Below are 12,338 nucleotides of genomic sequence, written 5' to 3' on the forward strand. Positions count from 1 at the left end.
GTCAGTTCGCCTCCTTCACCGGCTGGGTCACCCGGTCGAGCATCAGTCCCAGGCACGCGATGGCCGTACCGGCCATCAGGCCCGTGGCCAGATCGCCCTGCGCGAGGCCGAACACGACCTCGTAGCCGAGCGCGCCACCGCCCACCAGGCCGCCGATGATGACGACGGACAGGACGAGGACGACCGCCTGGTTCACGGCCAGCAGCAGCTGCGGTTTCGCCAGCGGGAACTGCACCTGGCGGAGCTGCTGCCCACCCGTCGCGCCCAGCGAGCGCGCGGACTCCATCGCCGCCGGGTCCACCTGCCTCAGCCCCTGGTCGACGATGCGGACGACGGCGGGCAGCGCGTAGACGATCGCCGCCGCGGCGGCCGGGGCGCGGCCCACGCCGAAGAGGGCGACGACCGGGATGAGGTAGACGAACTGCGGCATCGTCTGGAACACGTCCAGGACGGGCCGGAGCAGCCGCTCCACCCGGTCGCTGCGCGCTGCCGCGACGGCGATCAACACGCCCAGGGCCAGGGTGACGACGACCGCCGCGAGCACCTGCGAGAGGGTGTCCATGGCGGGCTCCCAGCGGCCCAGCACGCCGATCGCGGCGAGCGAGATCGTCGCGGTGAGGGCGGTGCGCCAGGTGCCGATCAGCCAGGCCAGGGCCGCTACGAGGGTCAGGGCGCCCCACCAGGGGAGGGACTGGAGGCCGCTGCGGAGGGGGTCCAGGATCCAGGCGGTGTAGTGGGCGGCGGCGTCGGCGGTGCCGCCGATTCCCGGCAGGCCGCTGTAGAGGTGGTCGACCATCCAGTCCTTGGCCGTGTTGACCGGGCCGGCGATGGCCACGGTCCACTGGCTCGGCCAGGACGTGCCCGCCAGGCGGCCTGCGGCCACCACCGCCGCTATGGCCAGCACCCACGTGGTCACCGTTCGGGTGCGGCCCGGCGGGCGGTTGTGCCCACCTGTTCCGCCCTGCGGAACGATTGCCCACAACCGGGCGACGCCCGCGGTCGTGCGGTCCAGGACTATCGCCAGCAACACGATCGGGATGCCCGCTGTCAGGGCGCTGCCCACGTCCACTGTCGACAGGGCCTGGTAGACGCGGTCGCCCAGGCCGTCCGCGCCGATGACCGAGGCGATGACGGCCATGGACAGGGCCATCATGATGCTCTGGTTGACGCCCAGGAGGAGTTCGCGGCGGGCCAGGGGCAGGCGGGCCGTCAGCAGGCGTTGGCGGGCGGTGGCGCCGAGGGAGTCGACGGCCTCCAGGACGCCCTTGTCCGTGCCGCGCAGGCCCAGGGCCGTGAGGCGGGCCATCGGGGGTGCCGCGTAGACGACGGTGGCCAGGACGGCCGGGGCCACGCCGATGCCGAAGACGAGCACGACCGGAAGGAGGTACGCGAAGGCGGGCAGGGCCTGCATCGTGTCCAGGACCGGGCGCAGGGCCCGGAACGTACGGTCCGAGAGACCGGCCGCCAGACCCAGCAGGGCGCCCACGGCGACGGACGCCGCGACGGCCACGATCATCAGGGCCAGCGTGCGCATCGTGGGCACCCACATGCCCAGCAGTCCGCACACCGCGAACGAGGCCAGGGCCGTGACGCCCGCCCGTACGCCCGCCAGGCGCCACGCCAGCAGTGTCGCGCCCGCCGTCACGCCCGCCCAGCCGAGGGCGAGCAGGACCACGTAGACGGCCCGGATCGAGACGACGATCGCGTTGCTGATGTGGCCGAAGAAGTACAGGAACAGCCAGTGGCTGTCGCGGTTGTCGATGATCCAGTCGTTGGCCCGGCCGAGCGGGCCGGCGAGGTCGACGGTCAGCGCGTGCGGCCAGGCGCCGCTGCCCCAGCGGGCGGCGGCGAACGGCGCCACGGCCGCGGTGACGGCCGCGAGCAGCAGCAGTTTGCGGGCCGAGGGGCGCTGCCAGAGCGCCCGGAGGCGGGTGTGGGGGGTGATGGTCCCGCCCTGGGCGGACGGGACCGTGGTGGTGCCGGCAGTGCTCATGCCGCGGTCTTCTCCTCGAAACCCCCTGTGTGGAAGCCCTGCTCGTTCTTCGCCTTGCCCACGTCCTTGCCCACGTCCTTCGCCTTGTCCAGGCCCGCCACGACGCCCAGCAGGCTCGTGGAGTCGACGACGCCCAGGCAGCGGCCCGCGTCGACGACCCGTGCGGAGCGGCCCGTACGGGCCACCGCCTCGATGGCGTCGGCGACGGTCGTGGCCGGGGACAGCGCCGGGCCGGTCGCGGCCTCGCCCGCGTCGTGGGCGGGGCGCATGGCGCGGCGGACGGTGAGGACCTGCTCGCGCGGCACGTCCCGGACGAAGTCGCGGACGTAGTCGTCGGCGGGGGAGCCGACGATCTCCTCGGGGGTGCCGCACTGGACGACGCGGCCGCCGCGCATCAGCGCGATGCGGTCGCCGACGCGCAGCGCCTCGCTGAGGTCGTGGGTGATGAAGACCATCGTGCGGCCCTCGTCGCGGTTGAGGCGGACGACCTCTTCCTGCATGTCGCGGCGGATCAGCGGGTCCAGGGCGCTGAACGGCTCGTCGAACAGCAGTACTTCGGGGTCTGCGGCCAGGGCGCGGGCCAGGCCGACGCGCTGCTGCTGGCCGCCGGAGAGCTGGCCGGGGCGGCGGCCCTCCATGCCCGCGAGGCCGACCTTGGTCACCATCTCGGCGGCCTTGGCGCGGCGTTCGGCCTTGCCCATGCCCTGGATCTCCAGGCCGTAGGCGACGTTGTCGAGGACCGTGCGGTGCGGGAGCAGGCCGAAGTGCTGGAAGACCATGGCGGCCCGGTGCCGGCGCAGGTCGCGCAGGGCGCCCTTGTCCATGCCGCCCACGTCCTCACCGTCGATGGCGATGGTGCCGGCGGTGGGTTCGATGAGGCGGGTGAGGCAGCGGACGAGCGTGGACTTGCCCGAGCCGGACAGGCCCATGACCACGAAGCACTCGCCGGGGCGCACGTCGAAGGAGACGTCGCGGACGGCGACCGTGCATCCGGTGCGTTCGCGCAGCTCCTCGGGGGAGAGCGCGGCCAGTTCGTCACTGGCGGGGACGCGGTCGGCCTTCGGGCCGAAGACCTTCCACAGGTTGCGGACGGAGAAGACGGGGGCGACCGCCTCGCCGGCGGTCTTCCCCATGTCATTGCCACCCATGCCATTGCCACCTATGCCATTGCCACCTATGCCATTGCCATCGTTCGACATCAGGCGCCACCCCCTCGGGTAGTGGGCCTCACCAGCAGTTCGGCGCACTTCTCCCCCACCATCAGCACTCCGATCATCGGGTTGACGGCCGTCATCGTCGGGAAGACCGACGCGTCCGCGATACGGATGCCCTCCAGGCCACGGATGCGCAACTCCGGGTCCACGACGGCCTGATCGTCCGTCGACGCGCCCATGCGGCAGGTGCCCGCCGGGTGGTAGACGGTGTGTGCGACCTTGCGCGCGTACTCGCTGAGCTCCTCGTCCGAGGTGATCTCCGGGCCCGGGCAGACCTCGCGCTTGAGCCAGCCCGCCAGCGGCTCGGTCTTCGCTATCTCACGGGCGACGCGGATGCCGTCGACGAGCGTACGGGCGTCGTAGTCATCCTCGTCCGTGAAGTAGCGGAAGTCCAGGGCGGGCTTGACGGACGGGTCGGCGCTGGTGAGGTAGAGGCGGCCGCGGCTGCGCGGCTTGGGGATGTTGGGGGTCATCGACACGCCGTGCTCGGGCTTCTCGTAGCCCAGTCGCTCGGGGTTGTCGGTGAAGGGGATCTGGTAGAAGTGGAACATCAGGTCCGGGCCGTTCGAGGCCGGGTCCCGGCGGACGAACAGGCCCGCGTCGGAGTCCATCGCGGAGTTCTCGGGGATGGGCCCGTCCGTCTCCCAGACGATCACGGACTCGGGGTGGTCGAGGAGGTTCTCGCCGACGCCCGGCAGGTCGTGGACGACGGGGATGCCGAGCTCCTCCAGGTTGGCCTTGGGACCGATGCCGGAGTGGAGCAGCAGCCGGGGCGTGTCCACGGCGCCGGCGCAGACGAGCACCTCGCGGGCCGCCTCGACGAACAGTTCCTCGCCGTCCTTGGTGCGGACGTGCACGCCGCGCGCCCGGCCGGCCTCGATCTCCAGCCGGTGCGCCCAGGTCTCCAGCATCAGATGGAGGTTGGGGCGGTCGAGGAAGGGGTGGAGGTAGGCCACCGAGGCGCTGGAGCGCTTGTTGTTCTCGGGGTGGTAGGCGAGGTCGAAGAAGCCGACGCCCTCGTGGAAGGGCTTCTTGTTGAAGCCCTCGACGCGCGGGACGTCCGTGGCGCGCCGGGCGGCCTCGACGAAGTCGCGGGCGATGGCGTTCCGGTCCTTCTCGTCCACCGCGACGATGTTGTTGCGGAGCCGGGCGAAGTACGGGTCCATGGACTCCGCGTCCCAGCCCTCGGCACCGGCCTCGGCCCACTCGTCCCAGTCGCCGGGCAGCGGCTTGAAGGAGATCAGGGTGTTGTGGGAGGAGCAGCCGCCCAGCACCCGGGCGCGGCTGTGGCGGATGTGGGAGTTGCCGCGGGGCTGTTCGACGGTCGGGTAGTCGTAGTCCAGGTCCCCGCCGAGCAGGCCGAGCCAGCGGCGCAGGGTCAGGACGTCCTCGCGGTCGACGTCGGTGGGGCCGCCCTCGATGACGGCGACGGTGACGTCGGGGTCCTCGGTGAGACGGGAGGCGATGACGGAGCCGGCGGTTCCGCCGCCGATGACGACGTAGTCGTAGACAGGCATGGTGGGGGTGAACTCCTTGTGCGGCAGGAAGGTTTCAGCGCGCGACGAGCGTTCCGGCGGGCGTTCCTCAGCCGGCGAACCAGCGCACGGGCTTCGGGGCCAGGTTCTGGTAGACGTGCTTGCTCTCGCGGTACTCGGCGAGCCCGGCGGGGCCCAGTTCGCGGCCGGTGCCGGACTTGCCGAAGCCGCCCCACTCCGCCTGCGGCAGGTAGGGGTGGTAGTCGTTGATCCAGACCGTGCCGTGCCGCAGCCGGCCGGCCACCCGGCGGGCCCGGCCCGCGTCCTTGGTCCAGACGGCGCCCGCGAGCCCGTACTCGGTGTCGTTGGCCAGCGCCACGGCCTCGTCCTCGGTGTGGAAGGTCTCGACGGTGAGGATGGGCCCGAAGGTCTCCTCCCGGACGACCGTCATGTCACCGTGGCAGAGGTCCAGAATCGTGGGCGCGTAGAAGTAGCCCTCCGCCGGACGGGTCTCCGACGGCTCGGGGCGCTTGCCGCCGCAGCGCAGGGCCGCTCCCTCGGCGAGCGCGGAGGCGACGTACGCCTCGACCTTGGCGAGCTGCTGCGCGGAGACGAGCGGGCCGCACTCGACGCCCTTCTCGGTGCCCCGGCCGAGCCTGATCCGCTCGGCGCGGCGGGCGAGTTCGGCGACGAAGCGGTCGCGCACCGATTCCTCGATGATGAGCCGGGAGCCCGCCGAGCAGACCTGGCCGCTGTGGATGAAGGCGGCGTTGAGGGCCTGGTCGACGGTGGTGTCGAAGTCCTCGTCGGTGGCGCAGGCGTCGGCGAAGACGACGTTGGGGTTCTTGCCGCCGAGTTCGAGGGCGAGCTTCTTGACGGCCGGCGCGGCGACGCGGGCCACCTTGGCGCCGCTGGCGAGGCCACCGGTGAAGGAGACCAGGTCCACGTGCGGGTGCTCGGCCAGCCGGGCGCCCACCGGGTCGCCCGCGCCGGTGACGAGGTTGGCGACGCCGTCGGGCAGCCCGGCCTCGGCGAGGAGCCGCACCAGGTGCACGGTCGACAGCGGGGTGACCTCGCTGGGCTTGACGACGAAGGTGTTGCCCGCGGCCAGCGCCGGGGCGATCTTCCAACTCGCCTGGAGCAGCGGATAGTTCCAGGGCGTGATCAGCGCGCAGACGCCGACCGGCTCGTGGACGACGACGCTGTGGACGTCGTCCGAGCCCGCGTCGACGACCCGGCCGCCGCCCTCGTTGATGACGAGATCCGCGAAGTAGCGGAAGGCGGAGGTGACATCGTCGACGTCGACCCGCCCCTCCTCCAGCGTCTTGCCGGTGTCCCGGCTCTCGACGAGCGCGAGGCTCTCGCGGTCGCGCTGGAGCAGATCGGCCACGCGCCGCAGCAGCGCGGCCCGTTCGGCGACCGGCGTGCGCGGCCAGTCGCCCTGGCCGCCGCGGAAGGCGCGGCGCGCGGCGGCGACGGCGGCGTCGGTGTCGGCCGCACCGCCCTCGGCCACGACCGCGAGGACGGTGGCGTCGGCCGGGTCGAGCACCTCCCGCTGCGCGCCGGACGCGGCGGCACGCCACACCCCGTCGACGTGGATGGTCTCGGCTGACGCCATGTCTTCTCTGCCTTCCGGTGACGAACGATCCCGTACGTCCCGGCCCTGTCCGGACGAGGCCCAGGGCCGGCAACGGGTCGCGCCTAACCAGAAGGGGTGAACCTATGCCTCTCCCTTCACAAAGAGTGACGCGCATCACTCGGCGTCGCGGGGTGGGGTGTTGACCGGACGGCGTCAGGACGGTGTCATCCGGTGCAGTAGCCCGTAGGGCAGAACGAGCCCACCAGTGACCGCGTGACCAGGCCCTGAGCGGCCTCGCTGCCCACGGGACCGCCCACCAGCAGGGCGTACTGCTTGCCGTCGGGAGCGGTGTAGGCGTGGATCACCACATGCCGGCCGGTGCCGTCACTCAGCGTGTACGTGTACTCGTACTCGGCGGGGTTGCCCTGCCCGGAGACCGCTCTCAGCCTGGTCTTCCGGTAGTTCTTGTACTCGGAGACGTACTTCTCGGTCTCCAGCAGCGAGTCGTACGGCGTCGCCCCCGGCGGACTGAGCGTGAACACCTGGATGAGGCTCAGCCCGTCCGCCGTCCTGTAGAAGACGCTGCCCCGGTCCGTGCTGCGCGACCAGCCCGCCGGTACGTCCAGCCGGAAGCCTGCCGGGTCCGTGGTCCGTACGAAGCCGGACGTGGTGCCCGGGGCGCCGTACGTACCGTAGGTGGTGGCCGTGGGATAGGGGTTGGGGTTGTAGGTGTAGGGGTTGGGGTAGCCCCCGGAGAGGCCGGACGTCGTGCCCGAGCTCGTACCGGACGTCGTGCCGTACGTCGTCCCGTAGGACGAGCCATAGGTGTCCGTCGGGCCGGGTGACGGCCAGGCGGTGGCGGTCGGTACGGGACCCTCGCCGCCCCCTCCGCCGCCGTCGTCCCGGACGAGCGCCCAGACGCCGACGCCGAGTCCGGCCGCCAGCACCACCCCGGCCACGACGCCCGCGAGGATCGAGGCGTGGGAGGGGCCCGTGGGCTGGTCCTCGTACGGATCCGGGGCACCGAGGGTCACTTCGGGCTCGTCCGTGTCGCCGCCGGTTCCAGCGCTCGGCGGTTCCGGCGGCGGCCGCCATCCGGGTGGCGATTCGTCCACCCACTTCTGCGCGTCCGCGTCCCAGTAGCTCATGCGTCTCGCCGCCTCACGCCACTAACCGGCTGATCGCCTCGACGACGGCGGCCAGCGACGCCAGCCCGCCGACGGCCGTGGCGCCGCTGGTCAGCAGCGTCCGCAGGCGGGTCAGCCGGCTGCGCCGGGCCCGGCCGGTCAGCCCGGCCTCCGCCTGGAGCTCCGCGAGCTCCCCGTCGACCTCGTCCAGCCCGTCGCCCGGGGTACGGACGCGGTGGGACAGCTCCATCCGCATCTCCCGGACGGCCGCGAGGAGTTCGGGCGTCACGGTCAGCAACTGCCGCGAGGCGTCGACCGCCCGCGCGTCCCTGCCCTGGGCCAGCGCGCCGCCCGACATCGAGCCGACGGCCATGCCGCCCCGGCCCGGGGCCGGCGGCGGGGGCGTCGCGGCCGCCGCCGCGGGGCGCTCGCCCACCCGCTCGGAGCGGTCCTCGGCCCGGGCGCCGTCGCCCTGGGCCACGGCGCCGCCGCTCAGCGAACCGATGGAGATGCCGCCACCGCCCTGGGTGCTCTCGCGGCGTTCCTCGTCCTCTTCCTGGTGCCGGTCGTTCCTGTGCCGGTCGTCCGTCATCGTCCCCCGCTTCCCGAGAGGTGTTTGGCCTCGGCGCCGGCGCCCTGGGCCACGGCGCCGCCGCTCATCTGGCCGATGTAGATCGCGCCCTCGCTGATCTGCACGATCTGCTGCTCGAAACGGTCCGTCTCAAAGCCCTGGGAGCGCAGCGCCTCCCGGACCCCGCTCGCGATGCGGTCCTGGACCGTCTTCACATAGCGGCTGACGTCCATCTCCTGGAACAGCGAGATCTCCTTCGCCGCCGCCAGTTCCCGCACCGAGTGGGCCGGGCCGTCCGGCGCCGAGCGCCGGGGGTCGGCGAGCCAGGTGCGGAAGCCCGACACGCCGGAGCGGACCGTGGAGACCGCCGCCGCGAAGCCCGCGGCGGGAGCGGTCAGCAGCGCCCGCAGCCCGTCGCGCAGCATGTCCTCCTCGCCCCGGCTCGCGATCACGTCGACCGCGCGGAACTCCGCCCTGACCGGGGTCAGCACGTGCGGGACGACCTCCAGGACCAGCATCCCGCCCTGGGTGTGCACCCGGACCAGCACCGACACCACTACCTGCTCGTCCCACGCGCCGACGCGCACGCGCAGGAAGTAGCGGCGCGCCTCGCCGCCCTCGTTGACGGCCTCGGCCAGGTGCATCCGCACCGTGCGCTCGTCGTAGGACACCATGGGCCGCTGCGGCCCGACGGGGAGATAGACGAACTCGTCGATCTCCAGCTCCCTCAGCCGGTCCCGGCTGGTCGCGGCGGCCGCCTGCCGCAGGGCCTCCAGCCGGGGCCGGATGAGCTCCACGACCGTACGGCCGGTGAAGGGGGCACCGGCCGCGCGACTGGACGCACCGGCCGACGCGCCATTGGCAGCGCCATTGGCAGCGCCATTGGCAGCGCCGTTGGACGCCGACGGCGACTCCTTGCCGCGCTTGAGCTCCAGGGCGAAGGACCAGGGCTCGTAGGGGACGCCCATGCCGATGAACGGCCGGGAGGGGTCGTAGATCGTCAGCCCCGCGTACTGCTCGCGGTCGATGGACCGGGCGATACGGCGGTGGTACGCCGAGTCGGGAAAGGGCCGGGACTCGGCGAAGGCCTTCCGGCTCAGCTCGTCGCGCATCACGGCCGCCACACGCGCCCGGTGCATCCACACCGGCACCACGAGCAGCAGCGGGAAGATGATGCCCGCCCAGTTGCCCGCGCCCTGCGAAAGCGCCCACAGGGCGAACAGCCAGTAGGCGAGGGTGATGAGGGGCAGACCCGGCAGCAGGGCGCGAAGGGCCCGTCGGCCGCCGCTGCCCTGGAGGGCCTCCCGGAGCGTGCGCCGGTCGACGACGTACGCGGCCGAGCCCCGCCCGGCGGCGGCGTGCGCGCCCCAGTGGAGCAGGCAGACCGCGGCGTACGAGAGGGACCAGAGGCCCCCGAACGGGGTGCCCTCCGCGCCCTCGGGAGCCGAGGCGAAGTCGACGGCGATGAAGCCCACCCACAGGCCGAGCAGGAGCAGGGCGGTCAGGGTGTCCTGACCGCGGGCGCGCAGTGCGTGGGTGAGCACCGGCACCGCATCGATCCCCAGGGACGGGGCGATGGGTCTTTCCTCATGTTCCACCAGCTCTTCGATGACACGGCGGCGGAACTCGATGTCGAGGTAGGTCCCCGCGCAGAGTAACCGGGTGGCCTCTGACGGGGATCCTTGGACGGAATGACTCATTTCGGTCCCCCGATCCGTCGAACTCGCCTTCGAACTAGCCGAGTTGACGTATTTTCGGAAGAACCCAGAATAAGCCAACGGGCCCGCCATCGACCCCCCTTGGAGGTGGATGACGGGCCCGAAATCGTCGGGCACGGGTGTACGTCAGTACACCCGTACGGCGACGGGGGTTCCGTACCGGCTCAGATCAGGCCGAGGGCACGCACGGCGTCGCGCTCCTCCGCGAGCTCCTTGACGGAGGCGTCGATGCGGGCGCGGGAGAAGTCGTTGATCTCCAGGCCCTGGACGATCTCGTACTTGCCGTCCTTCACGGTGACCGGGAAGGAGGAGATGAGGCCCTCGGGAACGCCGTAGGAGCCGTCCGACGGGATGCCCATGGAGGCCCAGTCGCCGGCGGCGGTGCCGTTGACCCACGTGTGGACGTGGTCGATGGCGGCGTTGGCGGCCGAGGCGGCGGAGGACGCGCCACGGGCCTCGATGATCGCGGCGCCGCGCTTGGCGACGGTCGGGATGAAGGTGTCGGCGAGCCACTGCTCGTCGTTGACGACCTCGGCGGCGTTCTTGCCGGCGATCTCGGCGTGGAAGATGTCCGGGTACTGGGTGGCCGAGTGGTTGCCCCAGATCGTCAGCTTCTTGATCTCGGAGACGGCCACGCCGGTCTTCTGCGCCAGCTGCGAGATCGCGCGGTTGTGGTCCAGACGGGTCATGGCGGTGAAGCGCTCGGCCGGTACGTCCGGGGCGGCGGCCTGGGCGATCAGGGCGTTGGTGTTGGCCGGGTTGCCGACGACGAGGACCTTGATGTCGTCCGCGGCGTGGGCGTTGATGGCCGCGCCCTGCGGCTTGAAGATGCCGCCGTTGGCCTCGAGCAGGTCGCCGCGCTCCATGCCCTTGGTACGGGGGCGGGCGCCGACGAGCAGCGCGACGTTGGCGCCGTCGAACGCGACGTTCGCGTCATCGGTGATCTCGATGCCGCGCAGCAGCGGGAAGGCGCAGTCGTCGAGCTCCATGGCGGTGCCCTCGGCGGCCTTCAGGCCCTGCGGGATCTCCAGCAGGCGCAGCTTGACCGGCACGTCCGCGCCGAGGAGGTGACCGGAGGCGATGCGGAAGAGCAGCGCGTAGCCGATCTGACCGGCGGCGCCGGTGACGGTGACATTGACGGGAGTGCGGGTCATGGCGATCTCCTGCGCGAGCTTTGGTGGGTGTCCCTGCCCAAGGTGTGCGGATCTCTCTCGGTATCAAGAGATCCGGCGCCAGGCTATCCGACGGGACCCGCCGTCGACCCCACCCCCGGTGTGGGACGCCTCACCGTCGCCGTTTCCCGGGGGCGGAGCCCCCGGGCACCCGTCACCCCTGCGGCGCGCTCTCCGCCGCGCGCGGCGTCGTGCAGCCCTTCCGGCCGGACACGAGCGCCGCGCAGGCCGACGCCCGGCCCGGGTCGGGGACGGGGATCATGCGGGTGTGCCCGTCGGCGCCCTTGTCGACGCGGCCGCTCTCGGTGACGGCCCGGGTGCCGGTGCCGCTTATGCGGAGGGTGTCGCCGGGCGCGGCCTGGGTGATCCGGGCCCACGCGGCGCCGCAGACCTTGCTGTAGCGGACCTCGAGGAACGACGTCCCCACCGTCGCGGAGCCCGCTGTCGTGGCGTGCGCGCCGCCGCAGCCCATCGTCTCGGGGTCCTTGCCCGCGCAGGCGGCGCCCGTGCACTTCACCCCGTCGGGCATGCTCGACGGGCTGCCCGCGCTCGGCGTGGCGATGGCGCCCCGGGCCGCCTGCCCCTCGTCCGGGCCCGTGCCGAGCAGCAGCACGCCCGCCGCGACGACGAGGAGGGCCCCCACCGCGCCGACGGCGAACAGCACCGCGTTGCGGCGCGTGGAGGCGGGGGCCTTGGCCGTCTTCGACTCCTCGGGCCCCTTCGACTCCTTGGGTCCCTTCGACTCCTTGGGTCCCTTCGGCTCCTTCGACTTCCGGACCGGGATGGCCATGTCCCGTACGTCCCGCGACTCCGGATCGCGCGGCAGCCCGGAATCCGGCATCGGAGGCGCCGTGCCCTCGTCACGTACAGCCGTGCGAACCTCCCCGACGGGATCCGGCGAAGGCTCGGCCTGCTTCCTCGCCCGCCCGGCCTTCGGCGACGGCGGCGGTCCGAACTCCCCCAGCGCCGCCCGCGCCTCCGCGACGCGGATCGCCTCCATCGTCACGTCGTGCCGCAGCTCGGAGCGGCTCCACGACCGTTCGGCCAGCTCCCACAGCGTGCCCAGATGGCCGACGTCGGTGCCCGTGACCTCGGCCAGCGCCTCGGCCGCACCGCGCGGGGGCAGCAGCCGGCCGTTGAGATAGCGCTCCCAGGACGTCTTGCTGTAACCGGTGCGGTCCGCCACGGCGGCGATGCCGAGCCCGCTGCGCTCGACCAGTCTGCGCAATTGTTCGGCGAACTCGCGCACCTGTGGGTCGAGTTCCTCCGGTAGCGCCCTCCAGCGAGGCATTGCCCTCCCCTGTCCCCCGTACGTAAGCGTCTGTCCCCGTGCCACTCGCGCCGATGTCCGCCCCTTCTCGGCCCCGCCGCGCCCGCGGCCCCGCTCTCGGCCACCCACGGGGATGCCCGAAACCAGCATGTCAGTTCCCAAAGGGGCGGCGCACGGTGGCACTTGGGGTTGATCAAGGCCATGGGGCGCACGCCCCCG

General features: G+C 72.5%; 9 protein-coding genes. All 9 read right to left on the bottom strand.

Features of this window, described 5'->3' with window-relative positions; all coding sequences use genetic code 11:
• Position 1: 1 nt before the first annotated feature.
• Entirely contained in the window at positions 2-1,993 is a 1,992-nt protein-coding gene (locus tag AB0E98_RS17165) for an ABC transporter permease subunit (protein ID WP_361702965.1), read from the bottom strand.
• Positions 1,990-3,141 carry a glycine betaine/L-proline ABC transporter ATP-binding protein gene (locus AB0E98_RS17170; protein ID WP_361702968.1) on the bottom strand — a complete coding sequence of 384 codons (1,152 nt, stop codon included), beginning with the start codon at positions 3,139-3,141 and terminating at the stop codon, positions 1,990-1,992. Before AB0E98_RS17170 ends, AB0E98_RS17165 begins: the two co-directional genes overlap by 4 nt.
• Positions 3,142-3,191: 50 nt before the next feature.
• Positions 3,192-4,724 carry a GMC oxidoreductase gene (locus AB0E98_RS17175; RefSeq protein WP_361702971.1) on the bottom strand — a complete coding sequence of 511 codons (1,533 nt, stop codon included), beginning with the start codon at positions 4,722-4,724 and terminating at the stop codon, positions 3,192-3,194.
• 67 nt (positions 4,725-4,791) lie between these two features.
• A complete protein-coding gene (locus tag AB0E98_RS17180; RefSeq protein ID WP_361702973.1) occupies positions 4,792-6,300 on the bottom strand; it encodes an aldehyde dehydrogenase family protein in 1,509 nt (502 codons plus the stop codon).
• A gap of 185 nt (positions 6,301-6,485) precedes the next feature.
• Positions 6,486-7,409 (bottom strand): hypothetical protein, encoded by a 924-nt coding sequence (locus AB0E98_RS17185; protein WP_361702976.1) that lies wholly within the window; start codon positions 7,407-7,409, stop codon positions 6,486-6,488.
• 13 nt (positions 7,410-7,422) lie between these two features.
• Positions 7,423-7,980, bottom strand: coding sequence for a hypothetical protein (locus AB0E98_RS17190; protein WP_361702980.1), 558 nt, complete (start codon positions 7,978-7,980; stop codon positions 7,423-7,425).
• Complete coding sequence (locus tag AB0E98_RS17195) at positions 7,977-9,659, bottom strand: hypothetical protein (protein WP_361702982.1); 1,683 nt, start codon at positions 9,657-9,659, stop codon at positions 7,977-7,979. Before AB0E98_RS17195 ends, AB0E98_RS17190 begins: the two co-directional genes overlap by 4 nt.
• 182 nt (positions 9,660-9,841) lie before the next feature.
• On the bottom strand, positions 9,842-10,831 hold the full coding sequence (locus AB0E98_RS17200; protein ID WP_361702985.1) for a malate dehydrogenase: 990 nt from the start codon (positions 10,829-10,831) through the stop codon (positions 9,842-9,844).
• A 172-nt stretch (positions 10,832-11,003) separates the two neighbouring features.
• Positions 11,004-12,140 carry a DUF2690 domain-containing protein gene (locus tag AB0E98_RS17205; RefSeq protein ID WP_361702988.1) on the bottom strand — a complete coding sequence of 379 codons (1,137 nt, stop codon included), beginning with the start codon at positions 12,138-12,140 and terminating at the stop codon, positions 11,004-11,006.
• Between the last annotated feature and the right edge of the window lie 198 nt (positions 12,141-12,338).

It is taken from the genome of Streptomyces sp. NPDC037389, assembly GCF_040636475.1.
Taxonomy (GTDB): domain Bacteria; phylum Actinomycetota; class Actinomycetes; order Streptomycetales; family Streptomycetaceae; genus Streptomyces; species Streptomyces hesseae.

Excerpts from the sequence above, each read along its gene's own strand:
- AB0E98_RS17165 (WP_361702965.1), bottom strand. The coding sequence starts at position 1,993 with ATGAGCACTGCCGGCACCACCACGGTCCCGTCCGCCCAGGGCGGGACC.
- AB0E98_RS17170 (WP_361702968.1), bottom strand. The coding sequence starts at position 3,141 with ATGGGTGGCAATGACATGGGGAAGACCGCCGGCGAGGCGGTCGCCCCC.
- AB0E98_RS17175 (WP_361702971.1), bottom strand. The coding sequence starts at position 4,724 with ATGCCTGTCTACGACTACGTCGTCATCGGCGGCGGAACCGCCGGCTCC.
- AB0E98_RS17180 (WP_361702973.1), bottom strand. The coding sequence starts at position 6,300 with ATGGCGTCAGCCGAGACCATCCACGTCGACGGGGTGTGGCGTGCCGCC.
- AB0E98_RS17185 (WP_361702976.1), bottom strand. The coding sequence starts at position 7,409 with ATGAGCTACTGGGACGCGGACGCGCAGAAGTGGGTGGACGAATCGCCA.
- AB0E98_RS17190 (WP_361702980.1), bottom strand. The coding sequence starts at position 7,980 with ATGACGGACGACCGGCACAGGAACGACCGGCACCAGGAAGAGGACGAG.
- AB0E98_RS17195 (WP_361702982.1), bottom strand. The coding sequence starts at position 9,659 with ATGAGTCATTCCGTCCAAGGATCCCCGTCAGAGGCCACCCGGTTACTC.
- AB0E98_RS17200 (WP_361702985.1), bottom strand. The coding sequence starts at position 10,831 with ATGACCCGCACTCCCGTCAATGTCACCGTCACCGGCGCCGCCGGTCAG.
- AB0E98_RS17205 (WP_361702988.1), bottom strand. The coding sequence starts at position 12,140 with ATGCCTCGCTGGAGGGCGCTACCGGAGGAACTCGACCCACAGGTGCGC.